The sequence below is a fragment of the Polyangium sorediatum genome (genome assembly GCF_029946465.1).
Classification (GTDB): Bacteria; Myxococcota_A; Polyangia; order Polyangiales; family Polyangiaceae; genus Polyangium; species Polyangium fumosum.
In genome coordinates, this window is sequence record NZ_JARZHI010000016.1 from 33,870 (window position 1) to 48,132 (window position 14,263).

Annotated in this window: 14 protein-coding genes; 11 read left to right on the plus strand and 3 right to left on the minus strand. The window is 69.4% G+C overall.

Going from position 1 to position 14,263, the window contains the following annotated elements; translation table 11 throughout:
- Nucleotides 1-23 precede the first annotated feature (23 nt).
- Together QHF89_RS19520 and QHF89_RS19525 are read left to right on the plus strand one after the other, a co-directional pair.
- Nucleotides 24-992, plus strand: coding sequence for a transporter (locus QHF89_RS19520; protein WP_136966450.1), 969 nt, complete (start codon nucleotides 24-26; stop codon nucleotides 990-992).
- Nucleotides 985-1,422 (plus strand): FixH family protein, encoded by a 438-nt coding sequence (locus tag QHF89_RS19525; RefSeq protein WP_136966449.1) that lies wholly within the window; start codon nucleotides 985-987, stop codon nucleotides 1,420-1,422. Before QHF89_RS19520 ends, QHF89_RS19525 begins: the two co-directional genes overlap by 8 nt.
- On the opposite strand, the gene QHF89_RS19530 is transcribed toward QHF89_RS19525, so the two are convergent.
- Entirely contained in the window at nucleotides 1,407-2,186 is a 780-nt protein-coding gene (locus QHF89_RS19530) for a thioesterase II family protein (protein ID WP_136966448.1), read from the minus strand. The genes QHF89_RS19525 and QHF89_RS19530 overlap by 16 nt on opposite strands.
- A 97-nt stretch (nucleotides 2,187-2,283) precedes the next feature.
- Here QHF89_RS19530 and QHF89_RS19535 point away from each other — a divergent pair, with 97 nt between their 5' ends.
- Nucleotides 2,284-2,937: a nucleotidyltransferase domain-containing protein gene (locus QHF89_RS19535; protein WP_136966447.1), complete on the plus strand. Its 654-nt coding sequence runs from the start codon at nucleotides 2,284-2,286 to the stop codon at nucleotides 2,935-2,937.
- 10 nt (nucleotides 2,938-2,947) lie between these two features.
- Here QHF89_RS19535 and QHF89_RS19540 read toward each other — a convergent pair whose 3' ends face one another.
- Complete coding sequence (locus QHF89_RS19540; RefSeq protein ID WP_136966446.1) at nucleotides 2,948-3,643, minus strand: 3-hydroxyacyl-CoA dehydrogenase family protein; 696 nt, start codon at nucleotides 3,641-3,643, stop codon at nucleotides 2,948-2,950.
- Between the two features lie 161 nt (nucleotides 3,644-3,804).
- Between QHF89_RS19540 and QHF89_RS19545 the strand changes: the two genes are divergently transcribed.
- On the plus strand, nucleotides 3,805-4,698 hold the full coding sequence (locus QHF89_RS19545; protein WP_284720698.1) for a TIGR02757 family protein: 894 nt from the start codon (nucleotides 3,805-3,807) through the stop codon (nucleotides 4,696-4,698).
- Between the two features lie 63 nt (nucleotides 4,699-4,761).
- Complete coding sequence (locus QHF89_RS19550; RefSeq protein WP_284720699.1) at nucleotides 4,762-6,354, plus strand: hypothetical protein; 1,593 nt, start codon at nucleotides 4,762-4,764, stop codon at nucleotides 6,352-6,354.
- Here QHF89_RS19550 and QHF89_RS19555 read toward each other — a convergent pair whose 3' ends face one another.
- A complete protein-coding gene (locus tag QHF89_RS19555; RefSeq protein WP_136966444.1) occupies nucleotides 6,355-7,263 on the minus strand; it encodes a metallophosphoesterase family protein in 909 nt (302 codons plus the stop codon).
- An 81-nt stretch (nucleotides 7,264-7,344) separates the two neighbouring features.
- On the opposite strand from QHF89_RS19555, the gene QHF89_RS19560 reads away from it, so the two are divergent.
- From QHF89_RS19560 to QHF89_RS19585, 6 genes are all read left to right on the plus strand, one after another.
- On the plus strand, nucleotides 7,345-8,172 hold the full coding sequence (locus tag QHF89_RS19560) for an EI24 domain-containing protein (protein WP_136927069.1): 828 nt from the start codon (nucleotides 7,345-7,347) through the stop codon (nucleotides 8,170-8,172).
- A 60-nt stretch (nucleotides 8,173-8,232) separates the two neighbouring features.
- A complete protein-coding gene (hemE, locus tag QHF89_RS19565; RefSeq protein ID WP_136966443.1) occupies nucleotides 8,233-9,267 on the plus strand; it encodes a uroporphyrinogen decarboxylase in 1,035 nt (344 codons plus the stop codon).
- Nucleotides 9,264-10,700 (plus strand): protoporphyrinogen oxidase, encoded by a 1,437-nt coding sequence (gene hemG, locus QHF89_RS19570; protein ID WP_136966442.1) that lies wholly within the window; start codon nucleotides 9,264-9,266, stop codon nucleotides 10,698-10,700. The genes hemE and hemG overlap by 4 nt, the downstream gene beginning before the upstream one ends.
- A gap of 29 nt (nucleotides 10,701-10,729) precedes the next feature.
- A complete protein-coding gene (locus QHF89_RS19575) occupies nucleotides 10,730-11,581 on the plus strand; it encodes a class II glutamine amidotransferase (protein ID WP_136927072.1) in 852 nt (283 codons plus the stop codon).
- A 321-nt stretch (nucleotides 11,582-11,902) separates the two neighbouring features.
- Nucleotides 11,903-12,808, plus strand: coding sequence for a GGDEF domain-containing protein (locus QHF89_RS19580; protein WP_136927073.1), 906 nt, complete (start codon nucleotides 11,903-11,905; stop codon nucleotides 12,806-12,808).
- Nucleotides 12,809-12,890: 82 nt separating this feature from the next.
- Complete coding sequence (locus tag QHF89_RS19585; protein ID WP_136927074.1) at nucleotides 12,891-14,240, plus strand: aspartate aminotransferase family protein; 1,350 nt, start codon at nucleotides 12,891-12,893, stop codon at nucleotides 14,238-14,240.
- The last annotated feature ends 23 nt before the right edge of the window (nucleotides 14,241-14,263 follow it).

The window sequence follows — 14,263 nt, forward strand, 5'->3', positions numbered from 1 at the left end:
TGCGCGATGCGACAACGTGTCTCATGGATCTTTGCGCCGCGCGGCTCCATGGATGCACCGTGCTCGGCGCCTGCAAAACCTTCGCTTCGGCTCTGCTCGGCTGCGTGCTTTTCCTTGCCACGCGTGACGCCTCGGCGTCGGCTTGTTGCGGCAGTGGTCACGGCCTCGGCCAGCGGCTCGGCCCGCTCGAACGCGGGGCGATCGGGCTCTCGTTTCGTTTCTCGGATCGGTTCGGCTCGCACGGACACGCGGGTGCGTTCACGCTCGCGCCGCCTGGCACGCTCGACGCCGAAGGCCGCGCCGAGCTCGGCTGCCTTTTCGCGCCGATCCCGCGCCTTCAGCTCGGCCTCATCGCGCCCGTTCTGCTCAACATCCGCGGCGCGCGCGACGGCACGGACGTCGGCGGTGGCTTTGGCGATCTCTCGTTCTCGGCGCGCTTCGACATCGTCTCGCTCACCACGACGAGCGCTTGGCCCGCGATCGCCCTCACGGCCGGCGTGAGCCTCCCGACGGGCCGATCTGCGGCGGACGCGAAAGACCCGCTCGCCACGGACGCCACGGGCCTCGGCGCCGCCGAGGTTCGTCCGGGCGTGTTCGTCGAGAAAAACTGGGCCAACGAGGCCACGGCTGTCTTCAGTGCGTCGATGGGCTTTCGCACGCCGATGACGGGGGCACGCGGTGAGCGCATCGAGCTTGGCCCGCGTTTGCGGCTCGTCGCGGCAGCGGGGCCGGTGTTTTCCACGGGCTGGTCGCTCTCGGCGGGGCTCGTGCACGAGTACGAATCGGCGCCTGCCATCGGCGGCGCGACCAGCCCCGACGCGGATCGGCGGCGTACGGCCGCGCTGCTCTTTGCTGGATACGATATCTCCGAGCGCTTCACGGCGCTCGCCTCGCTGGAGGTGGACCTGCCGGTCTCCTCCCTCGGCAAGAACGAACCATCCGCCGTGGCATTCGCCATCGGCCTACGGAGATCATTTCCGCGTTATGAATGACACGAACCGCATCTCCCGCGCTCGTTTTTCGAGGCTCCTCCTCTGCTCGCTCGCCTTTTCGTGGCTCGCCGCATGCGGCGGGGAGGGAAGCTCCGCGAGCCCGGACCAGGAATCGATTGGCCTGCGCGGCGCGATGCAATTCAAGCTCGTTCCCGAGGCGCCGCTCGTGCAGGGCGAAAACGACCTACGATTGACCTTGCGCGACGCGGAGACCGGCGCGGTGGTGGAGGGGGCCTTGATCGAAGTGACCGCGATCATGCCGGCGATGGGTCACGAGGCGACGTTCGCGCCTGCGATCGAGGAGGCGGGAGACGGCGCCTACGCCGTACGAGGTCTTGCCCTCTCCATGCCGGGCCGCTGGGACGTCCACGTGAGGGTCGAGCACCAGGGCACGATCGACGAGGTCCATTTCTTCTACGACGTTCCCTGATTCCGCCGCAGATCCTCGAGCACCCCGCGCAGCGCCTCCGTGAACGCCGCCTTCGACTGCTCGAACAGATAAAAATGTCCGCCTTCGAAAAACCGCGACGTGAAGGCGGCGCTCGTGTGCTCGCGCCACGGCTCGATTTGCTCGGTGCGCGTCGAGTGATCCCGGTTCCCGCCGAGGGCCACGATGGGGAGCGCGAGCGGCGCTTCGGGGCCGAAGGTGTTTGTCTCGTAGATCGTGAGGTCTGCGCGTAGCGGAGGCAGGAAGAGGTCCATGAGCTCGTCGTTCGACAAGACGGCCTCCGGGGTGCCGCCATAACGGCGAAGCTCGTCGATGAGCCGCGGCCTCGGAAGGTCGTGCAAGGGATTGCGCCCGAGCGGGAGGTGCGGCGCGCGGCTGCCGGAGACGACGAGGGCCCGAGGCTCCGCGGATCCTCGCGCGCGGAGCGCCCGCGCCACTGCGAATGCGACGTGTCCGCCGAAGCTATGGCCGAGAAACACGAACGGGAGGTCGAGCTTCGGCGCGAGCACGGAGACGAGCGCCGAAGTGAGCGGGAGCATCGACCGGTAAGGTGTCGCGGTGAACATTGCCTCGCGGCCGGGGAGCTGCACGGCATGGAGTTCGACCCAGGGGGGCAAACCAGCGGCGAGCGCGCGGTAGGGAAATGCGCCGCTCCCCGCGTGCGGGAAGACGAAGAGGCGAAGCGCGGGCGCCTCGCGGGCGGGGACGGTGACGAGGGCAGGGGGCGGAGGCGGGATTTCGGCCATGGGATGCGTGAGCCCTAGGCATCACGAAAGGCCCGCGGAGGTCAAGCCCGCCGTGGAGTTGACGGCCCGCGCGGCTGTCCGTAGCCTCACCCGCGTCATGAAAGACCGCTCCGAGGCGCTCGTGAACGATCCGATCCTCGCCCGGCTCGTGAACGAATTGGTCACGCGGCACGGCTGCCACACGGTCGTTCTTTATGGCTCGCGCGCGCTCGGAGCGGCGACGGCGGAGAGCGACTGGGACATGCTCGGGATCCGCGCGGAGGGCGAGGCGACGCGGGACGCGCGGCTCGTGGACGGTGTGTTTTTCGACGCATTCATCGTGCCCGAGAAGGACGTCGTGGACGCGGGGGCGAATTATCTGCACGTGCGCGGGGGCATTCCCGTGCTCGACCCGCGCGGGCTCGGCGTGCGCCTCGTCGAGGACGCCGCGGCCGCGCTCGCCCTGCCGCCGAAAGGTTTGCCCGAGGCGGAGATCGCGGCGCGGCGGGCCTGGTGCCGCAAGATGCTCGGGCGCATCCGCCGCGGCGGGCCCGCGGACGTGGAGGCGCATTACCGGCGCGCGTGGCTGCTCTTTGATCTGCTGGAGCTCTATTTCGTGTTTCGGGGCCGCCATTTCCTCGGGCCCAAAGAGAGCTTCCGCTGGCTCGCGGCGGAGGACGCGCCCGCGCATGCGGCGTTCTCGGCTGCGCTCGCGCCTGGCGCGCCCGTCGAGGCCATCGAGGCGCTCGTCGAGCGCGTGCTCTCGGCTTGAGGGGCGCCCGTCAGAGCCCGCAGAAGCTTCCGGGCCGCACCCGCAGGGGGCGAGGGAGCTCGGCGTGGGCCGCGCCGCGCTTGGCCCCTCGCGACTGAAGGAGGAGGCAGGCGGGCGTGTCGCGGACGATCACCGCGTGCTTGCCGAGCGTCTTCACGAATTGCACGGCCGTCTCGACCACGGTAGGCTGCGTCCGGTTCGTCACGGACACCTCGCAAAACCCGGCCAGCACCGCGGGGGCGAAGAAATGCAGTCCCACGAAGTTTTCACGTACGTCGAGGCGCGTCGCGAGCGCCCGGAGCAGCGCGGTCGGGGCCGTCGTGGCCAGAATGGCGTGTCCGTTCGTGGCGCGCTCGGCCTGCGCGAGCAGGGTTTGTCGCGTTTTCCAGGACAAATCGGTCGATTCCAGGACGAGGTCGGCGCTCGCCGCGGCCCCGATGTCGCCGGTCGCGCGGAACAGGCGGAGCGCGCGCGTGACGGCCTCCGGGTCGAGCCGGCCGGCGTGGCGTTTGTCCTCGAGCGCGGAGGCCAATCGCTTGCGCGCCTCGGAGGCGCTGCCAGGCGTGGTTCGAATCATCGTGGCGGACAAGCCGGCGAGCAGGCAAGCCTCGATGACGCCCAGGCTGCCCGCGCCTCCGCCGATGACGGCCACGTCCGTGATCGCGCAGGTTGTCGCGTCGCCGTTCGCGTTTTCCAGCGGCTCCATGGTTCCTTTCCCCCAACACCTCCGGCACGCTCGCGGTCGAGCGCTCGGGGTACGATGTCGTATGGGTCCTACATGAGCACCGTCAATCCAGCCGAGTTCGTCTGGACCAGCCGACGCCGCGGGCGCAATCGCGGCGGCGCATGTGTACGAGGCGTAGGCGAATGAGCCGCGGCGGATCGTCTTTGCGAGGGGCAGACGAGGCGCTCCGGCGCGCGCTCGACGACGTGCGGGCGCGTTGCGACGTGGAGGCGCGCAAGGCTGCCGATCCAGTGCATTTCGTGCATCGTTATGCCCGCCGCGACGACCAGGAGATCGTCGCGATGATCGCGTCGTCGCTGGCCTTCGGCAACGTGAAGGCGCTCTGCGCGAAGATCGAGGACGCGCTCGCGCGGCTCGGCCCACGCGTCGCGGAGATCGCCGACGATCCGGCGGCGGTGCGCGCGCGGCTGGCGGGGTTCCGGCATCGCGTCTACCGGGACGAGGATCTCGCAGGGCTCGTGATTGGCACGCGGGCGGTGCAGCGCGCCCATGGCTCGCTCGGCAAAGCGCTCACGGACAAACTCGCGGCGTCGGGCAATCTACGGGAGGCGCTCGGGGCGTGGGTTCGCGAGATCCGGGAGCGGGGCGAGCTCGGCGCCGGCGCAGGCGGGCGGCGCGGCGCGGAGCATATTTTGCCGGATCCGAGCAAAGGCAGCGCGGTGAAGCGAATCTTGCTCCTCGTCCGGTGGATGGCGCGACCGGCGGACGGGGTGGATCTCGGGTTATGGGACGTGCCGACCTCGCGGCTCATCATTCCCGTGGACACGCACATTCACAAGCTCTCGCGAAACCTCGGGCTCACGGAGCGAGCATCGGCGGATTTTCGGGCGGCGGAGGAGATCACGGCCGCGCTTGCGCGGCTCGACCCCGAGGACCCGGTGAAATACGATTTTTCGTTGTGCCATATGGGCATGCTCCAGACCTGCCCATCGAAGCGGGACCCGCAGGCGTGCGAGGGGTGCGGGGTCAAGCCGGTCTGCCGGCACTGGCGGCGTGACGCGCGACGGCGTTCGTGACCCGAGCCAAGCCGGGCGAATTCGTATACCATGCGTCCTTCCCGCGACCGAGGAGGACTTTCCATGCTTCAATTGATTCGCCCTGCATTTGCGACAGCGTTTATTTTTTGCACTCTCGCCGCCTGCTCGGGCGGCGGGAGTGGTGACGACGGCGCCGGTGCGTCCGGCGCATCTGGGGGCTCGGGCGGCGCCGGTGCGTCCGGCGGCTCGGGGTCGTCCTCGGGCGGCGGTGGATCGGGTGGATCCGGGGCCGGGGGCGGGGGCGCGCTCGGCGGACCGTTCCGGTATGGCGTCAATTATGGATTTCCGAACCCTGGCTGGAACGACCAGAACCTCGCCTTCCTGTCGCACGAGGCGGGCTCGAACAGCGCGCGCCTGAAGCTCTCCGAGCAGCACCTCGATACCTGGGGCTACGACATCGAGGTCGGGGACATGAAAGGGTACGCGGAGCTCGGCATGGGCGAGCACGTGGCGTTCCTCGGCGTGCCCACGCCCGAGCACGCCACGGCGCCGGCGGGCACCCCGAACTGGGAGCTCGAGCATTACATTCCGAAGAACCTCTACGAGCCTGTCTTCAATGGGGACGGGTCGATCAACCCGAACAATTACTGGGGCTCGTACGTGTACCAGACCGTGACCACGTACAAGCCCTGGGTGCGCGTGTGGGAGGTGTGGAACGAGCCGGACTGGGTCCCCGATTGGCAGGTCACGCAGACGTGGGATACGGAACCGCCGACGAAGGAGCAGCTCGTGCGGTTCGGCGGGTCGATCTACGATTACGTGCGCATGCTGCGCGTGAGCTTCGAAGCGGCAAAGAAGGCCGATCCCGAGGCGCGGATCGCGCTCGGCGGGATCGGGTATCCGAACTTCCTCTCGGCCGTGCTGCGCTACACGGACAACCCCTCCGGCGGGGTCGTGACGAACGACTATCCGAAGACGGGCAGCTCGTATTTCGACGTCGTGAGCTTCCATTATTATCCGGTCTTCGGGCCAGGCAGCTCGGACGAGGGCGTGACGGGGTTCTTGAAGCTGAAGTCGGACCTCGACAAGAAGCTCACGGACGCGGGCGTGACGGGCAAGGGGTGGATCGTGACGGAGACCGGCGCGCCGCACGTGGCCGTGGGCGGCGCGCCGGGTGGAGCCGAATACGCGCCGAATTACCTGGTGAAGGTGATGACGGCCGCGCAAACGGTGGGGATCGAGCGGATCGATTGGTTCTGCCTGTCCGATGGAAAGGCCGTCGGGGCAAGCACGAATTCGTTCGATTACATGGGTCTTTACGTGGACGTGTCGAAGCTCGGACAAACGAGCGAGGCCGTGCGCACCGAGGCGGGTCGCGCGTACCGGACGCTCGGCAAGCTCCTCGAAGGCGCGCTGTTCGACAAGACGGGCACGACGGCGCTCGGTTTGCCCGATACGGTCGGGGGCGCGGCCTTCCGCTTGCCCGACATGCGCCGCGCGTTCGTGTTGTGGGCGCGCACGAAGGGCGGCAACGAGACCGCGAGCGCGTCGTATTCGCTCGCCGCGGAGGGTTCGTACGAGTCGTACGGGCTCGATTTTGGCGACACCGGCGCCGTGGAGACGCTGAGCCCCGACGGAGGCAAGATCTCGCTCACGCTCGGCGGCGCGCCGCGGATCTACGTGCAGAAGCCCTGATCAGCCCGGCCAATCGATCCGGAACTGATCCATCGGTGAAACACGGGTCGCGCCCTTGGCCAGGCCGAGGGCGCGCACGTCGAGGCCGGTGTCGTCCGGCGCGAGGGTCAGGAAGTGAAAAGGGCGAATCGAGGGGCCGTCGAAGAGGTCGCGGAACATCTGCCGCTCCTTCGGGCGCAGCCGATGCCGCGGCCCTCCGCCGCCGCCGCAGACGACGAAATGGCGGCTTTCCCGGACGAAATGCTCGTAGGCGTGCACGTGCCCCGAGAGCATCAAGACGGCCTTGCGGGAGCGGAAGAATGCAGGGACGAACGCGCGCTGGGTGAGCGCCGATGGGCCCGTGACGGTGCCATTCGTGAACGGCGGGTGGTGGACGAGCACGAGAATGCCCCGCACGTCCGGGTCGGCGTCGAGGTGGGCGAGCATTTCGTTGTAAAAGAGCGATTGCTCGTCCCATTGCCGTGAGGGCATGAAGAGCCGGTTCGAATCGAGCGCGACGATGCCGAGGGGCCCGAGGCGCGCCGTGTAGAACCGGCTCCCTTCGAGCCGGGGGAAACGCGAAAAATAATGGCGGAGCCCCCGCGGCCCGATCGACCAGCAATCGTGGTTGCCGAGGATTGGTAAGAGTTCGACGCCCGCGGCGCGGAGCGGCTCGACCAGCCGATCGAAAAACGCCCAGGCCCTGGACGAGGCGCCCAGGAAGACGTGATCGCCGAGCAGGAGCGTGGCGTCGGGGCGCGCCGCGGTGAGCGCCGCGAGGATGCCCGTCCGCTCGGCGTCGTTCTGCTCGGCGCGCCGGAAGAGGCGCTCGACGAGGGCCGTGCGTTGCAGATCGGAGACGACGGCGACGCGCCCGCCCTCGCGGAGAGGGACGACGATCGGTGCCGCGCGTGTCGGGGCAGGGGCCATGGGCGAGGGGAGGCATCCTAGCGCGCGCCTCGCGCGGAAGCCGTTGACCAGATGCCCGCGCGCTGGGACGTTCGTAGCCGAATGATCACCCCCGATGCATCCGGCGTCCCCGCCGCGCCCGTCCAGGGCCCGTCCGCAGCGCTCGTCCCGTTCGAACGCCCCGGCTTCGGCGCGGGCCTCAAGGCGGTGCTCGGCGGATACGGCTACCTCTTCCGCACGCCGGATCTCTGGCCGCTCGCGCTCGTCCCCACGGGCATCGCGCTCGTGCTCTCGATCGTGCTCGGCATCTCCGGCGTGAAGCTCGCGCCTGCGCTCGTCGCGCTGATCGTGAAGGAGCCCGGGACGGGCGCGCTGTGGACGGTGCTCGGCTTCGTGCTGCAAGTTCTCTCGGTCGTGGTGATGCTCGTGGCCGCGCTCGCGACCTCGTTCGCGGTCGCGAAGCCGCTCTCGGGGCCCGCGCTCGAGCGGATGGTGCGGCGCGCCGAAGCCGATATGGGCGCACCCACGTGGCCTGAGGTCGGGCTCCTCGACGACATGTGGCGCGCGCTGCAGTCGTCGCTCGTGGCGCTCGCGGTCACGGCGCCGATCCTCATCATGCTCGGCCTCCTGAGCTTCTTCTTCGCGCCGATGAGCGTCGTCGCGTTCCCGCTCCAGCTCGCGGTGGCGGCGCTCGGGGGAGCGTGGGATCTCTGCGATTGCCCGCTCTCGATTCGCGGCGTGCCCGTGGGCGCGCGCATCGACTTCGTGCGCCGGAACATCGGCGCCGTGATGGGCTTCGGCTTCGGGCTCGCGTTGCTCTCGTTCCTGCCGTGCACGCTGCTCATCGTGCTGCCGGCCGGCGTCCTCGGCGCGGCGCGGCTCGTGGTCCTGCTGGAGCGATACGAGGCCGCGGGACAGCAGCCGCGCTGAGCTTCGGCGGGCCGCGCTTCGTCGTTGCCACGGGCGGGGCCCGAGGTCACTGTTTGGGCCATGTTCGATCGGTTTTTGCGCGCCTGCCGTCGCGAGAAGACGGACGTCACGCCCGTCTGGTTCATGCGACAGGCCGGCCGCTACATGGCGGAGTACCGCGCGCTTCGCGAAAAACACACGCTGCTCGAGATCTGCAAGACGCCGGAGCTCGCGCTCGAGGTCACGCTGCAGCCGCTGCGGCTCGGTGTCGACGCCGCCATCCTGTTCGCGGACATCCTCCTGCCGCTCGAACCGATGGGCGCGCCGTTCTCGTTCGAGAAGGGCGAGGGCCCCGTGATCCACGCGCCGGTGCGCGACCGCGCGGACATCGATCGGATGCGCGTCTTCGAGCCGGAAGAAGGGCTCGGCTACGTGCTCGACGCGATCCGCCTGATCCGGCGCGAGCTCGACGGCAAGACGCCGCTCATTGGCTTCGCGGGCGCGCCGTTCACGATGGCGAGTTACCTCGTCGAGGGCGGCAAATCGTCGGACTACTTCCGCACGAAGCAGCTCATGTGGGGCGACCCCGCGTCGTTCTCGTTGCTCATGAGCAAGATCTCCGAGGTCGTGCGGCGTTACCTGCACGCGCAGGTCGAGGCCGGCGCGCAGGCCGTGCAGCTCTTCGACTCGTGGATCGGCGCGCTCTCGCCCGAGGACTACCGGACGCACGTGGCGCCGCACGTGAAGAACATCCTGCAGAGCATCGAGACGACGGGCGTGCCGGTGATCCACTTCGGCACGAACACGTCGACGCTGCTCGAAGCGCAGCGCGATTGCGGAGGCACGGTGATCGGCGTGGACTGGCGTTTGCCGCTCGGCGAGGCGTGGAAGCGCATCGGCTACGATCACGCGATCCAGGGCAACCTCGATCCGCTCCTGCTTTGCGCGCCGCCCGACGTGGCCGCGGCGCGCGCGCGGGCCGTGCTCGCGGAGGCCGCCGGCAGGCCGGGGCACATCTTCAACCTGGGGCACGGGATCGTGCCGCAGACGCCGGTCGATCACGTGAAGGCGCTCGTCGACGTGATCCACGCCTACCGGCACGAGGGCGCGGCGTGACGGCTCGCCGCGTCGTCGTGGTCGGCGGCGGCGTGACCGGGCTCGTCGTCGCCTACCGCTTGCTCTCCGCGCAAAAAGGTCCGCGATGCGAGGTCACGCTGCTCGAATCGCGGGCGCGGCTCGGCGGCAACATCCAGACCGAGCGCGAAGGCGGGTTCGTGATCGACGGCGGGCCCGACTCGTTCGTCGCCGCCAAGCCCTTCGCCACGGATCTCTGCAAGGAGCTCGGCCTCGGCGAGCGGCTCATCGGGACGACGCCGAAGAACCGTCGCGTGTACATCCCGCGCCGCGGCGCGCTGCACACGATGCCCGAGGGGCTCGTGCTCGCAGTGCCCACGCGCTTCTTGCCGTTCGCGCGGACGCCGCTCTTCAGCCTGCCGGGCAAGGCCCGGATGGCGCTCGACCTCGTCTTGCCGCAGCGCCCGAGGGAAAAAGGCGACGAGTCGATCGGAAGTTTTTTGCGCAGGCGCCTCGGCGCGGAGGCGCTCGACGTGCTCGGCGAGCCGCTGCTCGGCGGCATCTACGCGGGCGACGTCGACCTGCTCAGCATCCGCAGCACCTTCCCGCAGCTCGCCGACCTCGAAGATCGCTACGGCAGCCTGATCCGCGGCGCGCTCGCCGAGCGCCGGAAAAAGCCGGCGACGAAGGGACCACCGCCGAGCCCGTTCCATTCGCTCCTCGGGGGCATGGGCGAGCTCATCGAGGCGCTCGCCCGGCGCATCGAGAAGGCGGGCGGCGACATCCGCGTGGGCGCGCCCGTCGTGTCGGTCGAGCGATCGAGCGCCGCGGAGGCGAACGCCCCTTCGCGCTGGGTCGTGCGGTACGGCGCGCGGGACGGGCAGACCGAATCGATCGAGGCCGACGACGTGGTGATGGCGGCGCCCGCGCACGCGGCGGCGAGCGCGCTCGGCGAGATCGACGCGGAGCTCGGCGCGCTCCTCCGCGGCATCCCGTATGTCTCGACGGGCACCGTCGTCCTCGCGTACGCGCGGCCCGACGTCCCGCACCCGCTCGACGCGGTGGGCATGGTCATCCCGAAGGACGAGCGGCGTCGTATCCTCGCGGCGACGTTCATCTCCAGCAAGTGGGCGGGACGCGCCCCGCAGGATGCGGCGCTCGTGCGCGTGTTCGTGGGTGGGCACCGGGATCCCGGCGCGCTCGCGTCGAGCGACGAGGCGCTCGTGTCGCTCGCGCGTGAGGAGCTCGGCTCGCTCCTCGGTATCCGCGCCGCGCCCATGCTCGCGCGCGTTTTCCGCTACGAGCAGGCGAACGCGCAGCCGATCGTGGGGCACGCGGCGCGGGTGTGGCGGATCCGCGACATCGCGCGCAGGTTCCCCGGCCTCCACTTCGCGGGCGCTGCGTTCGACGGCGTCGGCATCCCCGACTGTGTGCGGCAGGCGAACGAGGCGGCAGCGGCCGTCGCGGCGCGCTGAGTTTCGCCTATACTCCCAGGCGCGCGGAGATGTGCGAGTTACTCGGGATGGAGTGCAACGTCCCCACGGACATCGTCTTCTCGTTCTCTGGCTTGTGCCAGCGAGGCGGGAAGACGGGCCCGCATGCGGACGGCTGGGGCCTGTCGTTTTACGAGGGGTACGCCGCGCGCGTGTTCCTCGAACCGACGTCGGCGTGCGCGAGCCCGCTCGCGCGGTTCCTCGGGCAAAACCCGATCAAGACGATGCTGGCGATCGGCCACGTCCGCAAGCGGACGCGCGGGCCCACGAGCCTCGCGAACACGCACCCGTTCGTGCGTGAGCTTTGGGGCCGGCACTGGGTCTTCGCGCACAACGGCACGCTGCCGCGCGTGCGCCAGCGCAAGCTCGGCCGCTTCACCCCGATCGGCACGACCGACAGCGAGTACGCCTTCTGCGTCCTGCTCGAAGAGCTGCGCCGCACGTTCGACGATTATCCGCGCAGGCCGAGCGAGCTCTGGCGGGTCGTGGCGGACGCCGGCGCGCGTATCGCGAAAGACGGCACGTTCAACTTCCTGCTCGGGGATGGGCGGCACCTGTTTGCCCGTTGCGGCACGCGGCTCTGCTACATCATCCGAAAGGCGCCGTTTGGCCTCGCGCACCTCGCGGACGACGACCTCGCGGTCGACTTCTCGGCCGTGACCACGCCGCGTGATCGCGTGGCGGTCGTGGCGACGGCGCCGCTCACGAAGAACGAGACGTGGACGCAGGGCAAACCCGGGGAATTGTGGGTCTTCGACCACGGCCGGCTGCTCGCGACGTTGCCGTCGGGCACGCCGGATCGGCGGCCCGCGCGGGCCGAACGCGAGCTACGCGCGAGCGCGGCGCGAGACCTCACGGCTTGAGCGGCTTCTTCGCGTCGTATGGGCGCACGGGTCCGTCGCTGCTGTCCGGGCCACGCGCCTTGCATTCGTACAATCGCCGCACAACAATGTCGCAAACCTCGCCGTGGAGCCTCGGCAACCAGGCCCCGGAGACGAGACACGGCAAGGACGAAACCCAGTAATCGAATTCACCTTGACGCCTGTGCGGGGGGATGGATACGCTGAAGCTGGAAGATCGGCTGGATCCGGGTGATTGAGCTTGGAACGGGCCGCTTCCGAGGGGCCCCCCTTCGATTGCTTCCCGACGTAACCGAAGTAGCAGGCAGACCGGGCTGAAACCGCGTGAACGACTTCGACGAAAAGACTCGCGTTACCACGGTGGTGCAGCCCCCGCCGGGTGGGGGTGAGGCGCCTCGGCTCGGGACCGACTGCCTCGTCGTCATTTACACGAAGGAGCCGACGCTGCTCGGCAAGCGCTTCGTGCTCGAGCACAACCCGACGCGGGTCGGTCGCGGCGCGGACAACCAGGTGGTCCTCGACGGCGACTCGGTGTCGCGGCGCCACGCGCAGTTCCGCCAGCAGGGCGGCTACTGGGTCGTCGTCGACGACGGCAGCACGAACGGCACGTACTGCAACGACGAGCAGATCTCGCGCGAAGTCGTCCTGAAGAACGGCGACCGCGTGAAGATTGGCCCGACGATCTTCAAGTTCCTCTCCGGGGCCGACGTCGAGGCGCAGTACCACGAAGAGATCTACCGGATGACCATCATCGATGGTCTCACGCAGATCTACAACAAGCGCTACCTCTACGAGGCCCTCGAGCGCGAGATCATCCGCGGCCGCAGGCACGATCGGGATCTGTCGATCCTGATGTTCGACATCGACCACTTCAAGCGCATCAACGACGTGCACGGCCACCTCGCGGGCGACTACGTGCTGAAGGAGGTCGCGCGTGTCGTGCAGTCGCGCATCCGCCGCGACGAGGTCTTCGCGCGGTACGGCGGCGAGGAGTTCTCGATCGTCCTGCCCGAGACCTCGCTCGAAGGCGCCGTCGCGCTCGGTGAGACGCTGCGACAGAAGGTCGCGGACAACGCGTTCGTTTTTCAAGCCGACAGCATCAAGGTGACGATCAGCCTCGGGGCCGCACTCCTGCAGGAGAGCGATCGCTCGGCGCAGGACCTCATCAAGCGCGCCGACGAGAAGCTCTACATGGCGAAGAGGACCGGCCGAAACAGGCTGTGCTCGTAACCCCGAGGTCCTTGGTTCCGAGGGGACGCTCGTGTCCAGTCCACCGCTGCTCGCCGCGCTCGTGCGTGCTAGTTGAAACGTCATGCCCCTGAGCGAGTTTCCCGCCCCCGCAGAGGAACTGACGGGTGATCAGCTCCCCGAGATCCGTGTGCCGCCTCCGGGCCCTGCGTCGCGTAGCCTCCTCGGCAGGCTCGAACGCGTCGAGTGCCCGGCGTTCGGCACGCGGCGCAAGACCCGCGAGGAGACGAGCGGCGCAGAGATGGCGCCCATCGTGCTCGCCTCGGGGAAGGGCGCGAACCTGTTCGACGTCGATGGCAACCGCTACGTCGACCTCGTGGCCGGCTTCGGATCGCTCCTGCTCGGGCACGGCGCGACGAGCGTGACGCGCGCGATCGAGGCGCAGTCCGATCGGCTCATCCAGGCGCTCGGCGACGTGTACGCCGCCGACATCAAGGTCGCGCTGCTCGAACGGCTCGCGTCGTTGCATCCAGGCGTGTCGCCGCGCGTCTTGCTCTGCCAGAGCGGCAGTGACGCCATCACGGCCGCGCTGAAGACGGTGACGCTCGCCACGGGCAAACCCGGCGTCGTCGCCTTCGAGGGCGCGTACCACGGCCTCGGATACGGGCCGCTCGCCGCGCTCGGGCTGCGCGAGAGTTATCGCGAACCGTTCCACCACCAGCTCAACCCGCACGTCTCGTTTGCGCCGTATCCCGTGGCGGAGGGCGATCTCGATCGCTCCCTCGGCGCCGTGGAGAAGGCGCTCGCGGCCGGCAACGTCGGCGCGGTGCTGGTCGAGCCGATCCTCGGCCGCGGCGGCATCATCGTGCCGCCTGAGCGGTTCTTGCGGGACCTCTGCGAGCTCGCGCATCGGCACGGCGCGCTCGTCATCGCCGACGAGATCTGGACCGGGCTCGGTCGTTCGGGCTCGATGGTGCGATCGACGGCCACGGGCGCTGCGATCGACGTGCTCGTGTTCGGCAAGGGCCTCGGCGGAGGCTTGCCGATCGCGGCGTGCATCGCGGCCGACGAAGTCATGCAGGCGTGGGCGCGCGAGGGCGAAGTCGTGCACACGTCCACGCACGCGGGTGCGCCGCTCGCGTGCGCGACGGCGATCGCCACGCTCGACTCGCTCCGGTTCCGGCAGCTCGTCAACAAGACGCGTGAGATCGGCGCGCGAACGAAGGAGTACCTCACGGCGGTGCTCGCGGGCGCGCCGGGCGTCGTCGAGGTGCGCGGCGAGGGCTTGATGCTCGGCGTCGCGTTCGAGAGCGGGGCGCTCGCTTTGCAGACGATGCGGCGCATGCTCGAAGCCGGGTACGTGGTGATCACGGGCGGTCAGAAGGGCGAGGTGATCACCTGGACGCCGCCGCTCACGATCGCCGAGGAGCAGCTCACGGCGGCGGCGAACGCGATGAAGGCGTCGCTCGCCTGACGGCTCGCACGAAGGCCGCTCGC